The 24,486-nt window shown below is 49.7% G+C and carries 20 protein-coding genes; 16 read left to right on the plus strand and 4 right to left on the minus strand.

Annotation, left to right across the window (positions count from 1 at the left end; all coding sequences use genetic code 11):
- Positions 1–9 precede the first annotated feature (9 nt).
- The gene (locus EHT25_RS01895; RefSeq protein ID WP_185731254.1) at positions 10–1,620 is read right to left on the minus strand and encodes a DUF4139 domain-containing protein; all 1,611 of its coding nucleotides are present in this window, start codon (positions 1,618–1,620) and stop codon (positions 10–12) included.
- Positions 1,621–1,795: 175 nt separating this feature from the next.
- On the opposite strand from EHT25_RS01895, the gene EHT25_RS01900 reads away from it, so the two are divergent.
- The 9 genes from EHT25_RS01900 to EHT25_RS01940 all read left to right on the plus strand — a co-directional run bounded on the left by EHT25_RS01900 (position 1,796) and on the right by EHT25_RS01940 (position 11,232).
- Positions 1,796–2,872 carry an Ldh family oxidoreductase gene (locus EHT25_RS01900; RefSeq protein ID WP_124869817.1) on the plus strand — a complete coding sequence of 359 codons (1,077 nt, stop codon included), beginning with the start codon at positions 1,796–1,798 and terminating at the stop codon, positions 2,870–2,872.
- A gap of 29 nt (positions 2,873–2,901) precedes the next feature.
- The gene (locus EHT25_RS01905) at positions 2,902–4,251 is read left to right on the plus strand and encodes a hypothetical protein (protein WP_124869820.1); all 1,350 of its coding nucleotides are present in this window, start codon (positions 2,902–2,904) and stop codon (positions 4,249–4,251) included.
- 138 nt (positions 4,252–4,389) lie between these two features.
- Entirely contained in the window at positions 4,390–5,331 is a 942-nt protein-coding gene (locus tag EHT25_RS01910; RefSeq protein ID WP_124869822.1) for an EamA family transporter, read from the plus strand.
- A 93-nt stretch (positions 5,332–5,424) separates the two neighbouring features.
- Positions 5,425–6,462 (plus strand): endolytic transglycosylase MltG, encoded by a 1,038-nt coding sequence (mltG, locus tag EHT25_RS01915; protein ID WP_124869825.1) that lies wholly within the window; start codon positions 5,425–5,427, stop codon positions 6,460–6,462.
- Between the two features lie 97 nt (positions 6,463–6,559).
- Positions 6,560–6,979 (plus strand): acyl-CoA thioesterase, encoded by a 420-nt coding sequence (locus EHT25_RS01920; protein ID WP_124869828.1) that lies wholly within the window; start codon positions 6,560–6,562, stop codon positions 6,977–6,979.
- A gap of 27 nt (positions 6,980–7,006) precedes the next feature.
- Positions 7,007–7,957 carry a YihY/virulence factor BrkB family protein gene (locus tag EHT25_RS01925; RefSeq protein ID WP_124869831.1) on the plus strand — a complete coding sequence of 317 codons (951 nt, stop codon included), beginning with the start codon at positions 7,007–7,009 and terminating at the stop codon, positions 7,955–7,957.
- A 268-nt stretch (positions 7,958–8,225) separates the two neighbouring features.
- Entirely contained in the window at positions 8,226–9,272 is a 1,047-nt protein-coding gene (locus EHT25_RS01930) for a glycosyltransferase family 2 protein (RefSeq protein WP_124869834.1), read from the plus strand.
- A gap of 113 nt (positions 9,273–9,385) precedes the next feature.
- Positions 9,386–10,009: an L-threonylcarbamoyladenylate synthase gene (locus EHT25_RS01935; RefSeq protein WP_124869837.1), complete on the plus strand. Its 624-nt coding sequence runs from the start codon at positions 9,386–9,388 to the stop codon at positions 10,007–10,009.
- 233 nt (positions 10,010–10,242) lie between these two features.
- Positions 10,243–11,232 carry a hypothetical protein gene (locus EHT25_RS01940; RefSeq protein ID WP_229311405.1) on the plus strand — a complete coding sequence of 330 codons (990 nt, stop codon included), beginning with the start codon at positions 10,243–10,245 and terminating at the stop codon, positions 11,230–11,232.
- Positions 11,233–11,304: 72 nt separating this feature from the next.
- On the opposite strand, the gene EHT25_RS01945 is transcribed toward EHT25_RS01940, so the two are convergent.
- A complete protein-coding gene (locus EHT25_RS01945) occupies positions 11,305–12,180 on the minus strand; it encodes a lysophospholipid acyltransferase family protein (protein ID WP_124869840.1) in 876 nt (291 codons plus the stop codon).
- 115 nt (positions 12,181–12,295) lie between these two features.
- Between EHT25_RS01945 and EHT25_RS01950 the strand changes: the two genes are divergently transcribed.
- The 3 genes from EHT25_RS01950 to EHT25_RS01960 all read left to right on the plus strand — a co-directional run bounded on the left by EHT25_RS01950 (position 12,296) and on the right by EHT25_RS01960 (position 16,835).
- Positions 12,296–12,949: a WbqC family protein gene (locus EHT25_RS01950; RefSeq protein WP_124869843.1), complete on the plus strand. Its 654-nt coding sequence runs from the start codon at positions 12,296–12,298 to the stop codon at positions 12,947–12,949.
- Between the two features lie 60 nt (positions 12,950–13,009).
- Positions 13,010–15,538 carry an ATP-dependent Clp protease ATP-binding subunit gene (locus EHT25_RS01955; protein WP_124869846.1) on the plus strand — a complete coding sequence of 843 codons (2,529 nt, stop codon included), beginning with the start codon at positions 13,010–13,012 and terminating at the stop codon, positions 15,536–15,538.
- 151 nt (positions 15,539–15,689) lie between these two features.
- Positions 15,690–16,835 (plus strand): hypothetical protein, encoded by a 1,146-nt coding sequence (locus EHT25_RS01960; protein WP_124869849.1) that lies wholly within the window; start codon positions 15,690–15,692, stop codon positions 16,833–16,835.
- A 4-nt stretch (positions 16,836–16,839) separates the two neighbouring features.
- On the opposite strand, the gene EHT25_RS01965 is transcribed toward EHT25_RS01960, so the two are convergent.
- The gene (locus EHT25_RS01965) at positions 16,840–17,763 is read right to left on the minus strand and encodes an alpha/beta fold hydrolase (RefSeq protein WP_185731255.1); all 924 of its coding nucleotides are present in this window, start codon (positions 17,761–17,763) and stop codon (positions 16,840–16,842) included.
- Positions 17,764–17,967: 204 nt separating this feature from the next.
- Between EHT25_RS01965 and EHT25_RS01970 the strand changes: the two genes are divergently transcribed.
- Complete coding sequence (locus EHT25_RS01970) at positions 17,968–19,110, plus strand: hypothetical protein (RefSeq protein ID WP_124869854.1); 1,143 nt, start codon at positions 17,968–17,970, stop codon at positions 19,108–19,110.
- Between the two features lie 588 nt (positions 19,111–19,698).
- Here the strand turns inward: EHT25_RS01970 and EHT25_RS01980 are convergent.
- Positions 19,699–20,472: a phosphatidylinositol-specific phospholipase C/glycerophosphodiester phosphodiesterase family protein gene (locus EHT25_RS01980; RefSeq protein ID WP_124869857.1), complete on the minus strand. Its 774-nt coding sequence runs from the start codon at positions 20,470–20,472 to the stop codon at positions 19,699–19,701.
- 134 nt (positions 20,473–20,606) lie between these two features.
- On the opposite strand from EHT25_RS01980, the gene fabG reads away from it, so the two are divergent.
- The 3 genes from fabG (at position 20,607) to EHT25_RS01995 (ending at position 24,467) form a co-directional block, all read left to right on the plus strand.
- A complete protein-coding gene (gene fabG, locus EHT25_RS01985; protein ID WP_124869859.1) occupies positions 20,607–21,353 on the plus strand; it encodes a 3-oxoacyl-[acyl-carrier-protein] reductase in 747 nt (248 codons plus the stop codon).
- A 98-nt stretch (positions 21,354–21,451) separates the two neighbouring features.
- Entirely contained in the window at positions 21,452–23,536 is a 2,085-nt protein-coding gene (locus EHT25_RS01990; protein ID WP_124869861.1) for a vWA domain-containing protein, read from the plus strand.
- The gene (locus EHT25_RS01995) at positions 23,523–24,467 is read left to right on the plus strand and encodes a DUF2279 domain-containing protein (protein WP_124869864.1); all 945 of its coding nucleotides are present in this window, start codon (positions 23,523–23,525) and stop codon (positions 24,465–24,467) included. The genes EHT25_RS01990 and EHT25_RS01995 overlap by 14 nt, the downstream gene beginning before the upstream one ends.
- The last annotated feature ends 19 nt before the right edge of the window (positions 24,468–24,486 follow it).

Genomic DNA, 24,486 nt, shown 5'->3' on the forward strand with positions numbered 1-24,486 from the left:
GTTCCGTTTTTATTCCGCATTGACGAGCTGTTTGCCTTTGGGGTATTTGATGGTGTACCTGAACAGCAAATCGCGGCTTTCGTTCGGTTTGAGCGACAAATTCCAGGTCAGGCGGCCGGTTTCGGAATTCTGCCCGGCTCCGGCGCTGTCGTTCAGTTCCACTTCAATCCGGTTGTCGGTTGAAACCGGAATCTGGTCGAAAACCGTCAGATTTACTGCTTCAGATTTGGTATTTCGAACGGTGATCTTGTAACTGTATGAATCCCGAACGGAGGAACTCAGTCCTTTGCGGCTGCTGAAATCCTGCGTTTTTTCCCGCTTCACGATAATTTTCCTGTCGCGACCTAAACCAATCGAAAGTGTATCACCGGCCTGCTTCAAATCCACCTGCGATTCGCCGACGTACGTGCCTTCAAAATACGTGCGGGCGGTTCCATTCAACAGATTCAATTTTTCCCAGCCGGATAATGTTGCGATCAGAAACGCATCCTGATCGACTTTGGGCGTGGCCGTGTAGCGATACGTAGCCGGTATTTCACCGGTTTGAATGTCGACCACCTGTGGTCGGTTGTTCGATAAAATGGTGTAGGGTGTTGAAATTTCAAAGTTGACACTGGTTGGCTGTTCCGTAACCTGGGTAAAATCGGCGGCCGTATTCAAATTCGGTGCCACTACTACCATTTCATTAAGTGTACCGGAGGCATCGGCAATCTGCATTTGAGCCTTGGCACGCGGGGCGCTGACAGGAACCGGGCGGGGTTCGTAAAAGGAAACAAACTGTGTTTCCAGCTGCGGTTGCGTACCGGGCAAAGCCGGGTTGGATGTCGACAAGGTCAACCGGACATTCTGCCAGTCAAAACCGGTATTTTGGTATACATTGGCTTTGTAGGCGAGTGCCGCCGGACTTTTGGTGTCGCGAACCCGAATGTCGTAGAACGGCACCCAGCCGGCGTTATTCACTACATAACTCAGTTCCAGATCAATAGCGGTTTTGGCTTTGGATGAGAGCGTCACCTCAATTTCGCCAACGGGCCGGTCACGTTTGGCATTCTGCTCCCGAACCTGACCTTCGAGCCGATCCACTTTCAGTTTCTGTTCTTTCACCAGCTTTTCCAACGCCAGCAGTTTTTTGCCGACATCGGTCAGGCGGGTGCGAAAAAAGTCGGCCATGTCTTCCACATCCTCGACCACCGTTCCTTTTTCAGTCCCCACTTTCTGGTTGGCCAACACCATTTTTTTCTCGTTATCAAGCACTTCTTTCTGGAGATTCAGCACGTCGAACGTGTCGCGGGCAATCCGCAGTGAATCTTCCAGCCGCTGCAGGGAAGCCGGTTTGGTCACTTTCGTCAGAAAATTGGTGCGGAACTGAACGCCCTGAATCACGGCGTCGCCCTTACCGCTGACCTGAATGCTCTGCGGATCGGTTTGGGCCGAGGCATTGTCGATGATCAGCCGCGTGACGCCCGGACTGATTGTGGCCTTCGCCTGAGCGTTGATCTGGGCACGATTCAGAAAAACCGTCACGTGCTGGATTTTTGAGGTGATTCGCTGTTCATCGTCCTGCGCCTGCGCGATCGATACAAACAGAAATGCGGCTATTAATAACGAGATCGTTTTCATGAATGAATGGAAAGAAAACCGGTTTCGAGAATATAGATACCGTTTGTGACGGTTTCGTTTAGTCTGTCGGCTATTTTTGTGAAAAAAGCGTGCCACTATTCGACTTCGATTTAGTGAATTGTTCGTAAAAACCGTTCGGCCGGAGGCAAATTTCCGGTTCATTTTCCTTAAGCAAATGATTCCAGTTCAGCAACTTAAAGCATTTACCAAACAGGTTTTTCTTAAAATCGGATTTTCCGACGCCGACGCCGATCTGGCGACTACGGTTTTGGTTCAGGCCGACCTTCGGGGTGTTGATTCGCACGGCGTCGCGCGGCTGGCGGGTTACGTCCGGCTGTTCGACCACGGTCGATTGAATCCGACGCCTACCATTCAGATTGTTCACGAAACGCCGTCCACGGCGGTGGTCGATGGCGACCGGGGTGTTGGCCTGGTGGTCGGCCCCAAAGCCATGCAGATTGCGATCGAAAAAGCGCGGATTGCCGGAACCGGCTGGGTGGCCGTGCGCAATTCCAATCACTTCGGGATTGCCGGATATCACGCCATGCAGGCCCTCGAACACGATATGATTGGCCTGACGATGACCAACGCGGCTCCGCTCGTAGCACCCACATTTTCGCTCGATAAGTTGCTGGGAACCAATCCCATTGCTGTTGCCGTCCCGGCCCTGACCCAGCCGCCCTTCGTGGCCGATTTTGCATCGACGGCGGTTGCTTACGGCAAGATGGAAATTTTGCAGCGCAAGGGCCAGGAAGCCCCACTGGGCTGGGCGCAGGACGCTGCGGGCCAACCTTCGACGGATTCCAATCCGATTAAAAATGGGGGCGCTTTATTGCCGTTGGGTTCCGACCGCGAACACGGAAGTCACAAAGGCTATGGCTTGGGTGCGATCGTCGATATTTTCTCCGGCGTTTTGTCAGGAGCCAATTACGGGCCCTGGGTACCGCCTTTTGCCACGGCGGGTTTTATGGCCGCCAAAGAAGGCGTTGGGGCCGGAACCGGTCACTTTTTCGGAGCCATGCGCGTCGATGCATTCCGGCCCGCCGATGAGTTCAAGCAGCACATGGACAACTGGATTGGCGCGTTCCGCAACGCCCGGGCGGTGGAGGGCAAACAGGTTCTGATTCCCGGCGATCCGGAGCGTGAAATGGAAGCCGAGCGCGGTGAAAACGGATTACCCCTGATTGAACCGGTTCTGCAGAGTTTGCGGGATTTGGCGGAACGTTTTGGAATGGATAGGTTGAACGATTAGTTTTACATACAAACTATTTGTTCGCTTGCATGAAAACTATATCCCACCAACTGATTAAAAAAACAACATCATCGATATTAGTGCTTGTGGTTTTGACTCTCGCCGGATGTGGCATCGAGGAGAAAGTGATACCCGCTATTGCGGAGGAGCTACGTTTAGGCCCCAAAATACTGAGTGCATCGATCTCCGGAATTCCAGATGAAAATATAGAAATCGACCATAAGAAAAATCAGATTATCATTACTGTTCCGGCCGGTTTAATCAATCTGACCAAAAAAATTGAAATCACAATCCAGGATAAAGCGGAATGGGCCAGCAGTCAGCCCGATGTGATTAACTTTTGCTCAGGCACACTTTCGCATAGCTGGGGAGGTGTTTCCACCACCGATCTGGAATATGATACCCATACCGCCGTTATCAGAAAAGGAAATATTGAAAGGGCTTATCGGGTCGTGATAAAGCAGAATGAGGATATGTATTTTGCAGTTACGGATAAGGTAATCGAGATTGAGGCAGAGTTTGGCGACAGTTTCTTGAGCAATATTCCCATTTATAATTTTTCAGATGGCGATGACAGAACAGCTGATATTGTTTTTACCAATACACAATCGGGTAATCAATTTGTCGCAAGTGGCCCTAATTGCTGGTATAATTTTGCTACTGATGATTTGTGCAGAATTCCAGCAAATACGCCACCTGGTGAATATAGTGTTCAGCTACAAAAGAAAAACGGCCGGAAAACAACCAATCAACTTCGTGTGTTGCTGAAAGCTGGGGCACCCTATGTCGCATATCTGAACGAAATCATCCTAACTCCCCGTCCGAAGGATATTAAATTAGTTGGCGCAAATTTATATTCTCAGGCAAAGATTGAGGTGGAAATTTGGCATCATCGCACGCAAGAGCACTATCGGATCAAACCTATTTTGAATGATCCGAGCGGTCGGGAGGGGGTACTGCCCATGCCACTAAATTTTAAAGCCGGTCAATATTACTACAAGATATATGCCAACGGGGAACTACAGGAGAACGAAAAGCGACTCATTGTGCGGCAAACAGAGAAACAACCCTTCCTTTTTTGGTCAAGTATTGGAGAGCCAATCGTTCTTCCGAAAAATGTGCCGGTGAATTACCTTTATTGCTACCAGGTTTTGCCAACTCGTTCACCAACAGCAAAATTAACATCGATAAATGACGATAAAAAAACGTATTTATTTCCCATTCTTTCAAGAGATTCCATATACGAATTAGGGCCTAATTACTTTATTATTCCGAATAATGTACAACCCGGTCGTTATTTAATCACCATGCAGTACACCGATGTTGACGGAGTTTTGCAGGAAAGTGAACCGATGGAAACGGATGTCATTGTTAAATAAAATTGATTTTACAACCAATTAAACGGATTTGAAACATCGCTGACTTTTAATTTTAAAGGAGTAATACTGATTTAAAGATTACGTTTGTTTCGGAACGGTTTGGCCTGAAATGGGATTAAAGAAGGAAACAGCCGCTCTATGACGCAACAACCGAAACCCGTACTGGTTCTGTTGGCATTTGCCGCCATTTATATCATTTGGGGATCGACGTACCTGGCCGCATTGTTCGGTTTGGCAACGATTCCGGTGTTTCTGATGTCGGGCATGCGGTTTTTTATTGCCGGAACGCTGTTGTTTGGCTGGAATCTGATGCAGGGAACGATCGACCTGACTCCGCAGGTGCTGGGCCGAAATGCGTTAAGCGGCATCCTGATGCTGTTTGGCGGAACGGTTTCGGTGATCTGGGCCGAGCAGTTCATTCCGTCGGGGCTGGCCGCCATTCTGGTGACGACGCTGCCATTCTGGTTTGTCCTACTGGATCGCCGACAATGGGCCACCTACTTTTCAAACTGGATGATTCCCGTTGGTTTACTGATCGGTTTTGGCGGGGTGGTTTTACTCGTGATTCAGCCGGGACAAACCATGCAAGTATCGCAATCAACCGAAAAATTTTGGCTGAGCGTGTCAGTGTTGTTGGTTGGCGGCATTTTCTGGACCCTCGGATCGCTCTATGCGAAATACCGCCCGCCCTCGTCATCGACCCTGCTGAACGGCAGTCTGCAACTCATGTCGGCGGGATTGTTCAGTGGTTTCGTCAGTCTGCTTTCCGGCGAACTTAGTGATTTTCAGTGGGCTCAGGTTACCCTGAAATCCTGGCTGGGACTGGTTTACATGATCGTGATGGGGTCAATCATGGCCTATCTGGCGTATTTATGGTTGCTGAAAGTCCGGCCACCAGCGATTGTCAGTACGTATGCCTACGTGAACCCGGTTATTGCGGTTTTGCTGGGCGGGCTGTTTGCCAATGAGTCCATTTCCGGGCGTCAGATCGTGGCACTGGGCGTTATTCTACTGGGCGTTTTGCTGGTCAATTTACCCAATTACAAAAACGCTCAAAAACCGGCCGGGCCAAAAGGCTGATTTGTTAGTAGAGAATCGCCTTCCTTGCTACCTTTGCAGTCAAAAATTTATTGACCATCGTCAATGGTCAATGGTCAATCGTCCAACTCATTTATGTCCCGCACAGTTGTCATAGCGATTCTGATTATCGTATCGGTTTTATTATCTACGCTTTCGTTTTATGCGTGGCAGATTTTCAAGACGCCCAATTTGCAAGTCGGCGAGAACGACAAAGATTTTGAGTTATTTATTCCGCGCGGAGCCACCTTCGAAACCGTCATGGATTCGCTCAATGCGCATCAGGTCGTCAATGACAAGATGTCGTTCCGGTTTCTGGCCCGTTTCATGAAATACAATGAAAACGTCAAGAACGGGCGGTATATCATCAAAAAGAAAATGAGCAATCAGGAAGCGATCAGGAAGCTTCGCTCGGGTGCGCAGGACCCAATGAAGTTGACATTCAACAACATCCGACTGAAAGATGAACTGATTACCAAACTGGGTGCCAAATTTGAATTTGGACCAAACGCACTGGACAGTTTGTTGAAAGATCCCACCGTTTGCGCGCACTACGGTTTTGATACCACCACCATTATGTGTATGTTTCTGCCCAACACCTACGAGTTTTTCTGGACCACCAGCGCCGACAATTTTCTGGACCGGATGGGCAAAGAATACAAGAAATTCTGGACGCCGGAGCGCCAGCAGAAAGCGAAGGCCATGGGATTGACGCAAACGCAGGTGCAGACGCTGGCTTCCATTGTGGAGTCGGAAAGCAAGGCAAACGACGAAAAACCGCGTGTGGCCGGGGTGTACTGGAACCGCCTGCAGAAAGGCATGCTGCTCGAAGCCGATCCGACGCTGGTTTTTGCGCTTCGGGATTTTACCATCCGCCGGGTGCTGAACGTCCACAAACAGATTGACTCGCCCTACAATACGTACAAATACAAAGGCTTGCCCCCCGGCCCGATCAATCTGCCGACTTTAAGTTCGATCGATGCGGTTTTGAACCACGAAAATCACGACTACCTGTATTTTGTGGCGCGTCCCGATTTTTCCGGACACCATACCTTCGCTAAAACCTACGATGAGCACATGAACAACGCCCGGATGTATCACGCCGAGCTGAACAAGCGGGGGATTATGAAATAGAGTAGAGTAAAGAGGTGAGACAAGAGAGTAAAGACTATTGAGTTACAGGTTTTCTTTTCTTTACTCTCTTGTCTCACCTCTCTTGTCTTTTAGAAAAATGTTTAGCTACGAAGTTCCGCCCATCCGCGTTCGGTATGCCGACACTGATCAGATGGGGTATGTTTATTACGGAAATTACGCCCGGTATTACGAAATCGGGCGGGTGGAAGCCCTGCGGAGTCTGGGGTTTCATTACAAGAAGATGGAAGCGTCGGGGGTAATGATGCCCGTGTACGAAAACCGCTCGCGGTATTTGCGGCCAGCCCGTTACGACGACATGCTGACCATTCGGGTCACGATTCCCGAGCGGCCGGGTGTACGCATCGTTTTTCATTACGATATTTACAACCAGGATGGCGAGCACCTGAACACCGGCGAAACCACCCTGGTTTTTATGCAGGCTGCCACGGGGCGACTCACCAAATCGCCCGCGGAACTCAACGAAAAACTAAAACCTTTTTTTGAAACGGCGGTTTAAATTTTCGTCCTGTAACGATTCGGTATCATGTTGGAAAAATTGATGCGGTTCAATACCGTCCAGCGCGTAATAGTTTATCTGCAAAAGCACCAGGCACTGGATTCTTCGCAAAACTGGTTTGATTTTCTCCGGCATTTCATCCCGCGGGTAACCGACAACGATACCAGCGAACGGGCCGCTTCGGCAGCATACAGCCTCATTCTGGCGGTTTTTCCGTCGGTTATTTTTCTGTTCACGCTCATTCCACTGATTCCGATTCCGAACCTCGAGGATCAGGTCATGGAATTTTTCTCCCAGGTACTGCCCGCGTCGACGTACGATACCGTTAAAACGACGATTTACGACATCATCAGCCGCCCCCGGGGCAATGTATTGTCGTTCGGTTTTATTTTGGCTTTGTATGCGGCAACAAACGGAATCCTTTCGTTGATGATGGCCTTCAACTCGTCGCACACCATTGGCCGGCGCGGTTTTTTCAAAACCCGTCTGATTGCCTTTGGGCTAACGATCATGCTGGCGATTGCCCTGTTTCTGGCCATTGCGGTGCTGGTGGTGGGGGGCGTTATCACTGATTATCTGCAACACATCCGGATTCTGGATAATGTCGTCGTAACGACGATGCTGAACATGGGGCGTTACCTGGTGGTCTTTGCGGTTTTCGTGGCGGCCATTTCGGTCATTTACAAATTTGGCCCCGATATCGACAAGCAGTGGAAGTTTTTCAATCCGGGGGGAATTCTGGCATCCGTGCTGATTGTGTTGACGACCTACGGTTTTTCGTTTTATGTCTCCAATTTTGGTTCCTACAACAAGTTATATGGCTCCATCGGAACGCTCATCGTGCTGATGATCTGGATCAATCTGGTCTGCTTGTTACTGATTATCGGCTTCGATATGAACGTCGTGCTTTACAAAAGACGCGGAGATAAAACTTCCCTGACCGGCGATAAAACAATAAATGCTCCCCAAACCGCTTAGAGAGCATTTACGATAACCCTAACCCAAAAAATCAGCGGCCAAGCTCTCGGCAAAAGCCCTGACTGTTTCTTGGTGATAATCAGCATAAAAACCGTGCCAGAACCGACTTTTTTTACTATTCGGTTTTCTTCGCAATACCGCTCCCGGTTTTAGAATGCGTCGCCGTTCAATAAAAAATGTATCATTTATCGTTCGAATAATCCATACTATTGCCTGATGAAGAGAGCTGATTTCTTTGTCCGATAAATGCCAATCCTTCATCACCATCATGACTGAAAATCCCGTCGGGGCAGCGCCCGGCTTGCTGGCTGATTATTTGTCGTCGATCCGACCGCTGGTAACCGTTATCTGCATCAGCTACAACCATGAGCGGTTCATTACCGCATCCATCCAGTCGGTCATGGATCAGACTTATTCCATGGTCGAACTGCTTGTGATTGACAACAACAGCAGCGATCAATCGGCCGCCCGGGCGGAAGAAATGCAGCAGAAATACCCCAACATTCAGGTAATTCGGAATGCGGAGAATGTGGGCAACTGCCGGGCGTTCAATCAGGGCCTGAAACGGGCCAAAGGACGCTACATTATTGATTTATCGGCCGACGATTTATTGCATCCCGATCGGATTGCCCGGCAGGTGACCGGTTTTGAACGACTGGCCGGCGATTATGCGGTTTTGTTCAGTAATGCGGCTTATATCGACGAAAACGGACGGTTGATAGGCTATCATTATCCCATTGGTCAAACCGGTGAGGCCACCGTCCAGGTGCCGTCGGGCTGGGTTTTTAAGGAAATTCTGGCGACGTATTTTGTTTCAACGCCCACCATGATGATGCGGAGGGATGTGCTCGAAAGCTTGGGCGGTTATGACGAGTCCCTGAGTTACGAAGATTTTGATTTTTGGGTTCGAACGGCGCGTAATTACCGGTACCATTATCAGGACGAAGTGTTGACGAGCAAGCGCATTGTCCGGCATTCGCTTTCCGGTCAATTCCGCGAACGGCACAGCACGCTGCTTGCGTCCACCCTGAAGGTCTGTTACAAAGCGTTCGATCAATGTCAGTCTCCCGAAGAATACCGGGCGTTGGCGGGCCGCATCCGCTGGTTTATCCGGCAATGTTTTTATACCGAGCAATTCGATTTGGCATTCCGGTTCAGGGAATTGCTGGAGTATATGGAAAAACCGGATTTCCGGACTACGGTCATTTTGCAACTCTGCAAGTGGCAGGTGCCGGTGAATGGCCTATACCGGCATTATGCGCAATGGAAGCAAAACCGGCAAATGAGTCGGGGCGAGGTGCGGATGGTTGTCTGATAAATTTTCCGGACTGAATTCTTCGATCTTTCTTCTTTCAAGCGGACGGAAGAAAGCGGTAATTTGCAACCAAATTGCCGCTGCTTTGTTAAGCAGAAAACCAATCGAATTGTATGTCAGCCGAGTTCTTACGGATTCACCCCGATACGCCCGAAGAGCGAAAAATCCGTCACGTTGTCGACGTCCTGCGCAACGGGGGAGTCATCATCTATCCGACCGATACGATTTACGGACTGGGTTGCGACATTCACAATACCCGCGCCATCGAGCGCATTGCCCGGATCAAAGGCATCAAACCGCAAAAAAATGACTTTTCGTTCATCTGCCACGATCTAAGTCACATTGCCGATTATGCCCGCGTTGGCAATCAGGCGTTTAAATTAATGAAGCGTTTACTGCCGGGGCCCTATACCTTCATTCTGGATGTGAGTCACCGGGTTCCGAAAATTCTGCACACCAGCAAACGAACCGTCGGCATCCGGATTCCCGATCACAACATTCCCCGCCAGATTGTGAACTTGTTGGGCAATCCCATCATCACCACCACGATCAAAGACATCGAGGATGACATCGTGCCGTATATAACTGATCCGGAAATCATTTTTGAACGGTTTCAACACCTGGTCGACATCGTCATTGACGGCGGTATGGGCGGAAATGTTCCCTCGACCATCATCGATGCAACGACGGATGACTTCGATGTTGTCCGGCAGGGGTTGGGCCTGTTGGAAGATTAAGCGGTTTTTTCAGCGACTTCCAAAATTGCTTACTCATTTTTTCAAAATTCCTGTTTCGATTTACAGCAGAGTTTCTATTTTTGGGAAAACGTACCTACACCGCCCGGCGGTCCGCAGGTACTTCAAACTATTCACATTCTAATCAAAATACAGTGGTAAACGGAGGGGGTATGTCATGCCGGACGGCATGGAAAATGGTTGCATTTACGTCTTTATTCATTCAATTTAACGCATTGTCCAGCTGCTCGTCCGGTACAGGCAGCGGAGAACAAACCAAAACCGACAGTGTTGCCGCGGCTGCTCCGGCCAAAGATTCGGTTCAGAAAGAAACGCCGGTTCAAACCGCACCGGCCGACACCGTGGTCGAAACCGATCCGCTGAAAGCCGATACCCTCCAATTTGCGGGCACCCTGCCCGACACGCTGCTTCCCAAACACCGGATTCTGGCGTATTACGGCAATCCGCACTCCAAAAAAATGGGTGCGTTGGGCGAATACCCCCGGAAAGAGATGCTGCGTCGGCTGGATGCGGAAGCTGCGAAATGGCAGAAAGCCGATCCCTCGAAGCCCATTCAGAAAGCACTTCATCTCGTAGCGATCTCGGCGCAGGGAACGCCCCAGAAAGACGGAAATTACCGGTTGCGGATGAGCGACAAAACGATTCGCAAAGTGATGAGCTGGGGTGCCCAGCATGGTGCCATCGTTTTTCTGGATATCCAGGTGGGTCTGGCCGATCTGAAAGGGGAACTGGCTTATCTTGAAAAATACCTGAAACTGCCATACGTTCACCTCGGCATTGATCCGGAGTTTTCGATGAAAACCGGCGCTCGTCCGGGAACCAAAATCGGTACCTACGATGCCGCCGATATCAATGACGCCGTGCAGTTTCTAAGCCGGATTGTCAAAGAAAACAATCTTCCACCGAAAGTGCTGGTGGTACACCGGTTTACGCAACGGATGGTGACCAACTACAAAAATATTAAACTCGATCCACGGGTAGCGATCGTGATGGACATGGACGGCTGGGGCCCGCCTTCGCTGAAAATCGATTCGTATCGGGATTACATCGTGAAAGAACCGGTCCAGTACACGGGTTTTAAGTTGTTTTACTACAATGATTTAAAGAAAGTCGATCACCGCTCGAACCACAAAGTTCCGCACCTGATGGAACCGGCGGAAGTCCTGTCGCTGGAGCCCAAACCGCTGTATATTCAGTATCAATAAGTAGTTAAAAGAAGGTTATTTCGCGGAGTTAAGCAGAGAAAATTACCGCTTCGCTTAACTCCGCGATTTTTTTTAAAACTTCACCTGCGTCTTCACGTACTTGTCCCGCTTGTGCTTCCAGCGTTTGTGCGACCAGAGCCAGTCGGAAGGGGCTTTTTCGATGGTTTTCTCGAGCAGGTCGCGGTAGCGATTCAGAATTTCGCCATCGGTCAGGTTGGCATAGGGCGGTTCGGCAATTGGGGAAAAGGTCAGAGAATAGTATCCCCGGCGCGTGCGCTTCATTTCGATGTAAAAAACCGGCAGATTAAAACTTCGGGCGAGTCGTTCCGTTCCCGGATAGAAAGGCGTTTCCTGATGCAGGAAGGTCGTCCAGTACCCGTATTCGGGCTGGTCGGGAATCTGGTCGGCGACGAGGGCAATCAGTCGGGGCTCTTTCCGGCGGGTGACCATCTCGCGCAGAAGCTGCTTCATTGGGACCGGTTTGGCCCCAAAGTTCGACCGGATGTAGTATACCAACTCCTCCGAAACTTCATTCGTCAGTTTTTTGTAAACCGCATCGGCGGGCATGCCATTGACGACCGAAGCCGAGGGCGCCCATTCCCAGTTGCACTGGTGGGATGCCATGATCAAAACCGCCTGTCCCTGCGCGAGTTTTTCCTGAACAAGTTCTTGGTTGGTAAAGGTTACCCGGTTTTTCAGCTCATCGGGTGACAATCCCGGTAACTTAAACGTCTCAATCAGTACATCGGCAAAATTCCGGTAAAATTTTTTGGCGATAAGTTGGCGCTCGGTATCCGATTTGTCGGGGAATGAGCGTTTTAAATTGGTATCAATGACGTGTTTTCGATAGCGGATAAGGTAAGCTAACAAAAAGTACAAAACGTCAGAAAAGACGTACAGGACGGCAATTGGCAGTTTGGAAAGAAAGCGAAAAAAAGAGAGCGTCATTGGAAATTTGGTAGTCCGAACCGCAAATCTATGCCGACAAATTAAAATTTTGCAAAACCGTTTGCTTGTTCAATGCGAAATTCATTTATTTGGTACTAATAATGCGTCGCGTATATTGGAAAAGTACCACGTTGATCAAGAAAGTCAGGGCATACGGATCGAGTTACATTATTTGCCCAGCCTGACCTATTTCACCGCACTCTTACCCTTCGATACCGTTTGGCTGGAAGCAGCCGAGCATTATGGAAAGCAAAGTTACAGAAATCGGTGTTATGTCCTGACGGCAAACGGCATCGACCGGCTAACGGTTCCGGTACGCAACGGTACGCACAAGCAATCGATTCGTGAGGTACGGATTGATGACCGGCAGGCCTGGCCCGATCGTCACTGGCGATGTCTGGTGTCGGCCTACAGCAAAGCTCCTTTTTTCGAGTTTTATGCTGATGAACTGGAAGCGGTTTTTCGAAAGAAATGGAGCTACCTGTTTGACCTGAATCTCGAACTGCTGACATTATGTCTGAAATGGCTCGGTTGGAAAAAACAGCTTCTTTTGACCGAAGTCTTTGAGAAACAGCCGTCTGTAGGAATTCTGGATGCGCACACGCTTGTTGTCGAACGGGCAACTACACAAAATGGCAGGTTTTACCAACCCGTTTCGTATCAGCAGAACTTTGGCAATGTATTTGTGTCGGATTTAAGCATTCTGGATTTGATTTTCTGCCAGGGAACGCTTGCCCCCGACGTTTTAAAGCAGTCATTCAAGCAGTGAACAATACCGAAAATTTTTTCGTTAGTACGAGTAAGACGCAATTAATACAACCCTAAGCGAATGGAAGCTAAATTTTCGAACCGAGTTAAAGAAGTTATCTCGCTCAGCAGAGAGGAAGCCCTGCGTCTGGGTCATGATTACATAGGTACAGAGCACCTGCTGCTGGGTATGATTCGGGAAGGCGAAGGGGTAGCCGTTGGGTTATTGAAAAAATTGGGCATTTCTCTGGACGAACTCCGCGTGACAATCGAGCAGGCGACCAAAGGAACCGCAACCAACAACGTCAAAAATCTGGCCAATATACCACTCACCCGCCAGTCTGAAAAAGTACTCAAAATTACGTACCTGGAGGCCAAGATTTTCAAGAGTCCGTTGATTGGAACGGAGCACCTGCTCCTGTCGATTCTGCGCGATGAAGACAATGTGGCAACCCAGATTCTGAACAAATTTAATGTCAACTACGAGGTGATAAAGGAAATGCTGGAATATCAATCCTCCGGTACACGTCCGCACATGGGCCCCGAAACGGACGACGACGACAACGACCGCGGCATGTTCGGTAGCAGCAGCTCCGGTTCGGGCAAAGATCCGAAAGGGTCCGAGAAGTCGAGAACGCCGGTTTTGGATAACTTCGGACGTGACCTAACCAAACTGGCTGAATTGGGCAAACTGGACCCAATCGTTGGCCGTGAAAAAGAAATCGAACGCGTTGCCCAGATCCTGAGCCGCCGGAAAAAGAACAATCCGATTCTGATTGGCGAACCGGGTGTCGGTAAAACCGCCATCGCGGAAGGGCTGGCGTTGCGCATCGTTCAGAAAAAAGTATCGCGGGTGCTGTTTGGCAAACGCGTGGTTACGCTGGACCTGGCTTCGTTAGTGGCCGGTACCAAATACCGCGGTCAGTTTGAAGAACGCATGAAAGCCGTGATGAACGAGCTGGAAAAATCACCGGAAGTGATCCTGTTCATCGATGAGCTGCACACGATCGTTGGTGCCGGTGGCGCTTCGGGATCACTCGACGCTTCCAATATGTTCAAACCGGCATTGGCCCGGGGCGACATCCAATGTATTGGGGCTACGACACTGGACGAATACCGCCAGTATATCGAGAAAGACGGCGCGTTAGCCCGCCGGTTCCAGGTCGTCATGGTCGATGCTACCTCGGTAGAAGAAACCATCGAAATCCTGAACAACATCAAAGATAAGTACGAAGATCACCACCACGTCAACTACACGCAGGAAGCGGTTGAAGCGGCTGTCAAACTGTCGGAACGGTATATTTCCGACCGGTTTTTGCCCGACAAAGCCATCGACGTGCTCGACGAAGTAGGTGCCCGCGTACACATCTCCAACATCTCGGTTCCTGAAGATATTCTGCGGCTGGAAGACAGCATCGAGAACATCAAGAAGGAGAAAAACCAGGTGGTGAAAAGCCAGAAATACGAAGAAGCCGCCCAGCTGCGCGATAAGGAAAAACGCCTGATCGATCAACTGGACCGCGCTAAACTGGCCTGGGAAGAAGAAACCAAGAAAAAACGGTATACGGTTTCCGAAGAAAACGTGGCCGAAGTCGTCGCCATGATGACCGGTATTCCAACCAGCCGGGTAGCCACCAACGAAGGCGCCAAACTGCTGAACATGTCCGAACAATTGACCGGTCGCGTGATTGGTCAGGATAAGGCGGTTCAAAAACTGGTGAAAGCCATTCAGCGGACGCGCGTCGGGTTGAAAGATCCGAAAAAACCGATCGGTTCGTTCATCTTCCTCGGGCCGACCGGGGTTGGTAAAACCGAGTTGGCGAAAGTGCTCGCTTCCTACCTCTTCGACAAAGACGACGCCCTGGTGCGCATCGATATGTCGGAGTACATGGAGAAATTCAGCGTAAGCCGTCTGGTTGGAGCTCCTCCGGGTTATGTGGGTTACGAAGAAGGTGGTCAGTTGACGGAAAAAATTCGCCGGAAACCATATTCGGTCGTGCTGTTGGATGAAATCGAAAAAGCCCACCCGGATGTGTTCAACATTCTGTTGCAGGTGCTCGACGATGGTATTCTGACGGACGGTTTGGGCCGCCGGGTCGACTTCCGGAACACCATCATTATCATGACCTCCAACATCGGGGTTCGTGACCTGAAAGATTTCGGTTCGGGTATCGGTTTTGCCACGCGTGGCAAGTCGGAAAACCAGGATGAGATCATGAAGAGCACGATTCAGAATGCGCTGCGGAAAGCTTTCTCGCCGGAATTTCTGAACCGGTTGGACGATGTGATCGTGTTTAACTCGCTGCAACGTGAAGACATTCACAAGATCATCGACCTGATGCTGGGCAAACTGTTGGGCCGCGTAACCAGTCTGGGTTACAAAGTTGAGCTGACCGATAAAGCCAAAGATTTCCTTTCCGATAAGGGATACGATCCCCAATATGGCGCTCGTCCGTTGAGTCGGGCCATTCAGAAATACCTGGAAGATCCCGTCGCGGAAGAAATTTTGAAGGGTGATCTGAAGGAAGGGGATGTGATTCTGGCTGACTATGACGATAACGGCGAAAACCTGGTCATCACGGTTAAGAAGCAGGAACCGGTAACCGAATAAGATTATTTTGATACATTAAGTTACGATTTCGAATAGGCTGGACGAAAGTTCAGCCTATTTTTTTTGAAGTTCGTGAGAAACGCAATTGATCGTCGTTGGAAAAGTGAACCGGTATTATTATTGCTAGTTTATTTTCATAACTCAACACGGTATGAAAATAGCACCTTTCCTCTTCGGTTGCCTCGTCGCTCACCTCACGTTTGCCCAGACTGAGCCGGGTCGCGCTCTTTGGAGCGGAAATCTGCAACTTAACACCACACAATTGGCCGGCGAATACCCCAACGGTTACACCCGACGCAGCCCCCAACTTAATTTTTCGGTCAACCACGGGGTTTTTATTCAGAACAACTGGTTTGTTGGATTAGCGGTTAATGGTTCGTATTACAAACAGGTGAACATGAGCACGATTCCGCTGAACCAGGAATACAGGCGGGGTGGAGCGTCGGCTTTCATCCGGAAATACTGGGGTGCTAATAACTGGCGGATTTACGCGGGTGGAGGCATCGGAGGCAGTCTCGATCAATACAAACAGGAGGTCTTCGAGGCCAGTACGAGCATGAGGAGCGAAAACCGGACAAAAACCTACTCGGTTTCTCCCTTTACCCAAATCGGTGGTGTTTATTTTCTGGATGGGCGCTGGGGGATGGAAGTTTCGACCAACAGTACCATCTTTCCCTTTACCTTCAGCGGTTTAACCGCCGGGTTGATTTACATGACCGGCCGGACGCGCTCTGAACGGGAAATTCAGTCGTTTACCCCGCCGACCGTAGGTTCTCAGGCGCGGGCGGGGCGGTTTACGGTCGGCGCAAGTATTGTTTTCTCAGGGCGGACGGAAGAGGTGAACCACCGAAGTTTTGAAGCCCAAAGTTTAATTGCCGCACCGGCGGTTGGTTTTTTCGTCGCCAATAACTTCCTGGTCGGTATTTCAATACCCATTACCTGGAGTAAAAACATCGGCACGAATACCACGACAGAAACCAGTTTAGGCTTTGCACCCTATTTGCGGGCTTATCTATCGAACACGCGTCTGCGTCCCTACGTTGGGGCCACCTTTACCTACGCATCGAACTCGTTTAAACAAGATCCTTTTGAGCGGGAGAAGGTGAATCATACCGCCGGAGGTACACTGAACGGCGGACTCGCTTATTTGTTGGGTAAAAATTTTATTGTCGAAGCTAATTTGCTTAACCTGAACGTCAGCAAGCAGACACAGAATAATCTATTGAAAAACGGCCTGCGGCTTCAAGGTTTGCAATTGACAACCTCGCCCGCTTTTACGCTTCAATACGTCTTTTGACCGATCAGTACGCGTAACACACGGATTTGTTGATCGTGTGCCAAACTAACTCCAGTGCTTCTTTGGACGTTTCAATCCCGTGGGAAGTATTGGGAAGAATCTGGCTGCCTTGTAACGTCAGAATGTGTTCTTCAGCCAGCCGAATGGTTTCATCGGGCGGAAAAAGCAGGTCTTTCTCCCCCAGAATCAGATAGATTTCGGTGGTCAGCCGGTGTAATTCCTCCTTTTCCAGCGGTGCCGGATAATCCCCCCGGAACTTGTGATTGAACAGCGCATACAGCAAATATTCACAGAGCAGATTCCGGTAAGGCGTCGGCACCGCGTGGTGAGGAGGACAAAGGATGGCTTTGTTGAGAAATTTATTCAGATTGCTCAAAGTCGGCCACACAATGGGCAGCAAATTATAATAGAGATTGGAAATCGAGGTTGAAAACGATTGAATACCCGCCGGGTTCAACAAAATGGCTTTTTTGACGCGCCGGGGAGATTCCAGACACAATTTCAAACAAATCAGACCACCAAGGGAAGCACCCACAATGGTCGTCTTTTTCAAACCCAGGCCGTCCAGGAGTTCAGTTGCCCACACCCCGTAGTCGGAGGATTTCAGTCGGGGGCAGGTCCCGGCGCTCAGACCGGGCTGACCGTTTACATCCACAATGTAAAACCGGTGGTTCTCACGGAACGGTTTCAGAGCATTGTCCATGTCCCAGAACAAACCGCACGTCCGGGCACCCGGAAAGAAGACGATGGTTTTGGCATCCGTCAGGTGGGTGTTGGCCGCCCAGATCCGGGTGTTGCCGAAGGACGTCGAAATGGTAAGCCGCTCGTAGGAAAAACCGTTCAGCGTTTCAATCTGCCGGTTCCATTCTTCCAGAAAATTCTCAGCTTCTGTCGGGTTCTTAAACGTTGAGATGCGGTGTGGTTTCATGGCCATGTGATTGTATGCGATGATCAAAAATAAGCGGGCGACCCAAGTGCGGAAATAATAAATTGATAACGTGTCGGTAAAAGGGAATAACAGGTAGGCCAGATTGAATAAGTGGTTTTTCTCGATTAAATATTTTTAACCTTACTGCTTCTTACATATGTCGGTGATTTGGTTTATCTTTTCGCTTTCAACAATTCCAATACCATGAAAAAGCTTTTCCTTTTAGCAATACTCATTATACTACCCGCATTTGGCTACACACAAACGCAAAAAGGCCAGGGAATCTGGACGGGGGTTGCAACGTTTAATTTTGTGTCCAATAAAACAGATCAGACTCAAATGACGACTTTGTATCGGGAGTCGCAAAGTGGGCTGACATTCAGCAGGGGTGTTTTCGTGAAAGACAATTGGTTGGTTGGCGCTGGACTGTATGTGGGGCAATCTATTACGTATAACGAATCCAAAACGACGAATCAATCCCAATACAATCGGTCTACGAATTATCTTGGCAATCTGGACGGTTTCGTTCGGCGGTACTGGGGAAAAGACCGATGGCGTTTTTTTTTAAGTGGTGGATTGTCGTTGGGCTATGGATTAGCCAATTATGATTACCAGGATGACAAAAACGATTCTAAACAAACTGACTTTTCAATTATTCCCACTTTTCAGGCTGGGGGCAATTATTATCTTACCCGGCGTATCGGTGTGGAAGCTGCTGTTTATTCGAATGCGGTACCTCTGTCTTTCAGTTCGTTTACTCTTGGATTAGTAATACTTACTGGCGAAAATTCAATTGGTTCTTCCGAATCATATGAAGCACCCCAAACGGCAAAGGGGAGCTGGGTCATAGGCGGTAGCTTTAGGTTCGGTACAATAGGTTTTCAAACAAACCGCCCTGGCGTGGATGACGAGCATACGAAATCATTTGCCATAAATCCCTCGGCGGGTTGGTTTATTAAAAAGAATCTATTATTAGGAATTTCTATACCCTTTCAATTTTCTTCAAATAACGCGTCTTCAAGCTTTGCGTACGGGATCAACCCGTATTTAAAAAAGTACATTTCGGGCAACCGACTTCGTCCATTCATTGCGGGTGACATCGACTTCCTGACTGGTCAGAATAAGAACAAGGGGAACAATTCAAAAAACAACATTCAGAAAGCTACTTTGTCGGCCAGTACCGGTTTAGCTTACCTACTGGGTGAGGATTTTATTCTTGAGGCAACGTTAGGCAGCATTTACATTGGCCGAAACTTTTATCCCAAAGAGTCCAACGTGAATTCCTGGAATGGCGGAGTCACCGCAAGTTTACAGCCACGTTTTACAATTCAGTACGTGTTTAATTAGTTGCCCCTGTCACGCCTTGCTGTTAAATAAAGAAACCGTCCCCGAAAACCGGAGGGAGATCGTTTGGGTTAACTTGTTGGGTTTCGATTCGGTCGCCGTCTCCACCTGAAAGGTCTTAAAGTTGGGGTCGCCTAAACGGGTCGTCCAAACCTTGCAGGTTGTAATTTTAGATATTTTAAACGTTAAGTCGTTTCCAGCAATTTCATCCCAAAATCAGGGGCAGACGAGGGAATAAACTGACCGTTTTCAATTTTGTAGGCTCCGAAATCAACGTCCTCGCTGGTAGCTGGAACACCCTCTATAGTCACGGTATGTACTGCCTAACGCGCCGGTTAAGTGCGTACAATAATAGGATTTTAACACCTTGCCAAACGCGTGCGGAGTTGTTGGCACCGAATTGGGGCAGGAGCCAGTCGGTAGTCTGGGCCGACAGCGAAGAACTTAGAAAAGCAACTGAGGTCATTCCTCCGGTTAACCGGTGAATGAAATTGCTTCTTTCCCTGAGCTTGGGAATAAGAGGGTGGATAAGCGATTTACAAATCCTGGCGAAGAAGTCTACAAACGGGCGAAGGCCTGATCCATGCGGTTTTATTTCAACGCTTTGGCGCATTCTTCCACCTTATCCGTGTTGATAAAATCAACGCCCGCTTTTGCCAGTTGCTTCCACGCATTAGGGTTGTCGGGAGCCGCCCAGAACCGGATCGGTTTATTGTCGTTATGCGCTCGTTTGATAAACCGCTTCAGGGTTTCCCGGTCTTTATCGGGCATTTCGCCTTCGCCGTTCCAGCGCGAATAGTTTTGAAACGAATCACTGATCAGGGCGACGTGTTTAATGGTTTCGTCGTCGTAGAGTTCGCTGGGACGACCGTCGAACTGAATATAGGTTGGATAATCAACCCAGTTGGGGACGGGCGGACGGTTTCCGCTGATCACCAGCTGAACGGCTGCCGGGTTCATGGTGCGGTCGAAACAGGTGCGGTAGGGTGCAATTGCTTTTTCCAGTTCCCTGATTCCTTCCACGCCGTTGTCCTTCATGTCGATGATCAGCTGAAAGGAGTATTTCCGGTCTTTGCTAATGGTGCCACTGGTTGCCTGACGGTTTTTGTTCTGTCCAAAAAGCATCGCAATGGGTTTTAGATACAAAGAATCCAGCGTCCGACCGGGCTTTATTTGGGATTTATCGTGAGCAACCATTAACTTACCATCAACGAGGTAGACATCGGCTTCAATCGATCCAGCCTGGTTGCGAATGGCCGCTGTCAGCGGTTCCGGTTTTTCGTAGTCGTTGTGGGCGTGAATTTTCTGGGCGATACACTGCTGACTGAAACCGACAATCAAACAGATAAATGCAAATCTTGTCATGAGTGATCAAAGGTGGGTTCGGAAAAAAGTCAGACAACTCTTGCAACGTTTCGGGCAAAAGTAGTCGGATGATCGAATATATACTACTATTTTTGCGGCCAATCTTTCAAACCCTCGTTACTCACATTTATTCCATGAGTTTACTGCAAGGAAAAGTTGCATTGATTACCGGAGCATCCCGAGGCATCGGTCGGGCCATTGCCACCCGTTTTGCCCAGGAGGGTGCCAACATCGCTTTTACGTACCTGTCGAGCATCGAAAAAGGACAGGCCCTGGAATCCGAATTGTCGGCCTACGGTGTCAAAGTAAAAGGCTACCGGTCGGATGCTTCGGACTTTAAAGCCGCCGAAGAACTGGCCAACCAGATTGTGGCCGATTTTGGCACCATTGATGCGGTTGTCAACAATGCCGGCATTACCCGCGACGGTCTGCTGATGCGGATGAGCGAAGAACAATGGGATGTCGTTATCAACGTTAATCTAAAGTCGGTCTTTAACCTGACCAAAGCCGTGATCAAACCGATGATGAAAGCGAAAAAAGGCTCGATCATCAACCTGACCTCGGTCGTCGGTCTGCGCGGCAACGCGGGGCAGGCCAATTATGCCGCTTCCAAAGCGGGTATTATTGGCTTTACCAAATCGGTCGCGCTGGAACTGGGCTCACGTAACATTCGTTCAAATGCCATTGCCCCCGGTTTTATCGAAACCGAAATGACCGACGAAATCAACGAAAAAGCTCTGGAAGAATGGAAGCAGTCGATCCCGCTTAAACGCGGTGGTCAACCGGAAGAAGTTGCCGACTGCGCCCTGTTCCTGGCTTCCGATCTGTCCCGCTACATCACCGGTCAGGTGCTGCAGGTGGACGGAGGAATGCTAACCTAAATTATGAATGATGAATTATGAATTGGTTGATTTTCCGGTTTCCCGGGAACGCGCTTTCATCCATAATCCATCGTTCATAATTCATCATTCAAAAAAACATGCGCTCCGAACTTTATTTTCAGTCGTCTCCCTGGTGGTTGCTGCTCTGTCTGGTCGTAGGAGCTGGTTATGCGTTTGCGTTGTACCAGCGAAATTCCGGGTGGAGCCAGCGGATGAATCTCTCACTGGCTGCGTTCCGGTTTCTGGTGGTCAGTGTGGTGTGTTTTCTGTTACTTAATCCACTGATTCGCAGTACGCAAACCATAACGGAGAAGCCAAAAGTCGTTCTGGCAATTGATAATTCGGAGTCGATGACGGCGGGCGGACGGGCGCAGGTTGACCGGGCGCTGGAAGCCGCTGAAAAGCTTCGCGAACGGCTGACGAGTGAAGAGGTCGAGGTGGCGGTGCAAACGCTGGGCGACAGTCTGATCACCGGTGATCTGAAAGCCATCCCGTTTAACCAGCGCACGACGGATTTGTCGAACATGCTGGGCGGCATTCGAAACGCCTACGAAGGCCGCAACCTGACTGATGTGGTGCTGATCTCGGATGGAATCGCTAATCAGGGGCTTTCGCCAACGTTTGGGCGCTATAATTTTGCGCTGAATACTGTGGGCCTGGGCGATACGATTCCGAAGCGGGACGTGCAGCTGAAAGATGCTGTAGCCAATAAAATTGCGTACCTCGGCAACCAGTTCCCGATTCAGGCCGACGTGGTTAGCTACGGTTTTCAGGGCAAAAATGGGACGGTGGTTTTGCGGCAGAATGGAAAAGAGCTGAGTCGGCAAACCGTCAATTTTAACCGGCCGGAAACGTTTCAGCAACTCACTTTTCAGACGTTTTCCAACCAAAAAGGCATGCAACACTACGTAATCGAGGTGTTGCCCCAGAGCGGAGAATTTACGCCCCGCAACAACCGCCGGGATGTGTACATCGACATCATTGATGGAAAAGAAAAAATCCTGCTACTGGCACTGACTCCGCACCCGGACATCAAGGCGTTGCGCAGTATCATCGAAAAAAATCAAAATTACGAGCTGGATATCCGGATTCTGAACGGAGGAACTGCCGACATTCCGGATAAAGTCTATGACCTGGTTATTCTGCATCAGTTGCCGGACAACATGAATGCCGGAGCTGCGGTGGTGCAAAAGGCCTTGCAGAAAAATACCCCGGTTCTCTTCATTCTGGGCAATCAGTCCGGTTTGCAATCGTTCAACGGGCTGAATCCAGTTCTGCAGATAACGGCCGGTGGCGGGCAAACCGATAAGGTGACGGGGCGGTTTAATCCCGATTTTCGTCAACTCAATCTGGATGCCCAAAAGCTGACGTTGCTGGATCGACTACCGCCGGTTTTGGTGCCGTTTGGCGATTTCAAACTGTCGCCGGGCAGCGAAGTGGTGTTATGGCAGCAGGTGGGCAGCGTTCGGACGAGCAAACCGCTGCTGGCGATCAATATTTCGTCGCAGCGAAAAGCCGCCGTGCTGGCGGGTGAAGGCTTGTGGGAGTGGCGGTTGGAGGAATTCGCCATCACTGACAATCAGGCCGTTGTGGATGAACTGTTCCAGAAGGTAATGCAACTGGTTTCGATCAAGGAAGACCGTCGGAAACTGCGGGTGTATCCGGTCCGCAACGAATTTCTGGCGGGCGAAAAAGTGACGTTCGAGACCGAGATGTACAATGATATTTACGAAAAACTGTTCGATCGGCCGATTCGGCTGGAAATTACCAATGAACGGGCCGTTCCGCGCAGTTTCAATTACACACCAACGTCCAGCAACTCCCGGTTTGAGGTGAGTAGCTTGCCGGACGGTGTTTACAAATTTCGGGCGACGGCTTCGCTCAATGGCCGAACCGAAACCGCTACGGGCGAATTCATTGTACGGGAGCAGCAGTTTGAAGCCATCAATACCACTGCCGATCACCTGATGCTCCGGCAGTTGGCGCAACAAACCGGAGGGCGTTTCTATAATTCCTCAACGCTGGCTTCGCTGGCTGATGATCTGGTTAAAAAGCGACCGCCGGGCCGTCTGAGCAGCAATGAAGAGTTGAATGAGTTGATTAATTTACGCTGGCTATTTTTCCTGATTGTGGTATTGATCAGTGTCGAGTGGGGATTGCGGAAGTATCATGGAGCCTATTAAAGAGCGTAAAAAACGGGATCGGAACGGCATAAAAAGGGGGGTATTAATCGGTTTTCTCGGTGTGTTCCTGTTAAATGCACTGACCGGTTTTACCCAGGATACTACCCGCCGGACCTCGGAACCGTGTTACCGGTGTCGGCTTCGTGGGTTACTGATTGGTGAAACCGTGGTTTACAGCACCACCATTTACGGCCTGAGCAAAGCCTGGTACAACAACCCGCTGACCAATTTTCATTTCTTTAACGACAACCACGAATGGCTGCAAATTGATAAGGTTGGTCACATGCTGACGGCTTATCAGATCGCCCGAATTTCGGCGCAGGCGTATCGCTGGACAGGTTTGTCGGATAAAAAAGCGGCCTTGTACGCCGGCCTTACGGGGCTGATTTTTCAGACGCCGATCGAGATTCTGGATGGGTTTTCACCGGAATACGGTTTTTCGGTGGGCGATATGGCCGCCAACATCGCCGGTCCGGCCTTGTATACCAGCCAGTACCTGGCCTGGGGTGAATTGCGGATTCAGCCGAAGTTTTCGTTCCACAATACTCCGCTGTACAAGGTTCGGAAAGAATTGTTGGGAAGTACCTGGCATGACCGCTGGCTGAAAGATTACAACGGTCAGACGTACTGGCTTTCGGTGAATCCCTCCGCTTTTGGAAGTCGGGATTCGAAATTTCCGCGATGGCTGAATGTAGCAGCGGGCTACGGAATTCAGGACATGGTGGCGGCCGAAACGCCCAAAAGCATCGAGCGCGGTTACCGGCCTTACCGCCAGTACTACCTCTCGCTGGATATCGATTTCACCCGAATCAAAACCCGGCACAAAGCCCTGAAGACGGTTTTCTTTTTATTAAACACGCTGAAAATACCCGCACCGACGCTCGAATACAACGGTCGGAACGGTTTTCGTTTTCATGCGTTATACTTTTAAAAAACGTACCCACGGACGT

Source organism: Larkinella rosea, assembly GCF_003858635.1.
Taxonomy (GTDB): domain Bacteria; phylum Bacteroidota; class Bacteroidia; order Cytophagales; family Spirosomataceae; genus Larkinella; species Larkinella rosea.

What these genes read in the sequence shown, in the direction of transcription:
- EHT25_RS01895 (WP_185731254.1), bottom strand. Translation starts at nt 1,620, where the DNA reads ATGAAAACGATCTCGTTATTAATAGCCGCATTTCTGTTTGTATCGATC.
- EHT25_RS01900 (WP_124869817.1), top strand. Translation starts at nt 1,796, where the DNA reads ATGATTCCAGTTCAGCAACTTAAAGCATTTACCAAACAGGTTTTTCTT.
- EHT25_RS01905 (WP_124869820.1), top strand. Translation starts at nt 2,902, where the DNA reads ATGAAAACTATATCCCACCAACTGATTAAAAAAACAACATCATCGATA.
- EHT25_RS01910 (WP_124869822.1), top strand. Translation starts at nt 4,390, where the DNA reads ATGACGCAACAACCGAAACCCGTACTGGTTCTGTTGGCATTTGCCGCC.
- mltG (WP_124869825.1), top strand. Translation starts at nt 5,425, where the DNA reads ATGTCCCGCACAGTTGTCATAGCGATTCTGATTATCGTATCGGTTTTA.
- EHT25_RS01920 (WP_124869828.1), top strand. Translation starts at nt 6,560, where the DNA reads ATGTTTAGCTACGAAGTTCCGCCCATCCGCGTTCGGTATGCCGACACT.
- EHT25_RS01925 (WP_124869831.1), top strand. Translation starts at nt 7,007, where the DNA reads ATGTTGGAAAAATTGATGCGGTTCAATACCGTCCAGCGCGTAATAGTT.
- EHT25_RS01930 (WP_124869834.1), top strand. Translation starts at nt 8,226, where the DNA reads ATGACTGAAAATCCCGTCGGGGCAGCGCCCGGCTTGCTGGCTGATTAT.
- EHT25_RS01935 (WP_124869837.1), top strand. Translation starts at nt 9,386, where the DNA reads ATGTCAGCCGAGTTCTTACGGATTCACCCCGATACGCCCGAAGAGCGA.
- EHT25_RS01945 (WP_124869840.1), bottom strand. Translation starts at nt 12,180, where the DNA reads ATGACGCTCTCTTTTTTTCGCTTTCTTTCCAAACTGCCAATTGCCGTC.
- EHT25_RS01955 (WP_124869846.1), top strand. Translation starts at nt 13,010, where the DNA reads ATGGAAGCTAAATTTTCGAACCGAGTTAAAGAAGTTATCTCGCTCAGC.
- EHT25_RS01960 (WP_124869849.1), top strand. Translation starts at nt 15,690, where the DNA reads ATGAAAATAGCACCTTTCCTCTTCGGTTGCCTCGTCGCTCACCTCACG.
- EHT25_RS01965 (WP_185731255.1), bottom strand. Translation starts at nt 17,763, where the DNA reads ATGAAACCACACCGCATCTCAACGTTTAAGAACCCGACAGAAGCTGAG.
- EHT25_RS01970 (WP_124869854.1), top strand. Translation starts at nt 17,968, where the DNA reads ATGAAAAAGCTTTTCCTTTTAGCAATACTCATTATACTACCCGCATTT.
- EHT25_RS01980 (WP_124869857.1), bottom strand. Translation starts at nt 20,472, where the DNA reads ATGACAAGATTTGCATTTATCTGTTTGATTGTCGGTTTCAGTCAGCAG.
- fabG (WP_124869859.1), top strand. Translation starts at nt 20,607, where the DNA reads ATGAGTTTACTGCAAGGAAAAGTTGCATTGATTACCGGAGCATCCCGA.
- EHT25_RS01990 (WP_124869861.1), top strand. Translation starts at nt 21,452, where the DNA reads ATGCGCTCCGAACTTTATTTTCAGTCGTCTCCCTGGTGGTTGCTGCTC.
- EHT25_RS01995 (WP_124869864.1), top strand. Translation starts at nt 23,523, where the DNA reads ATGGAGCCTATTAAAGAGCGTAAAAAACGGGATCGGAACGGCATAAAA.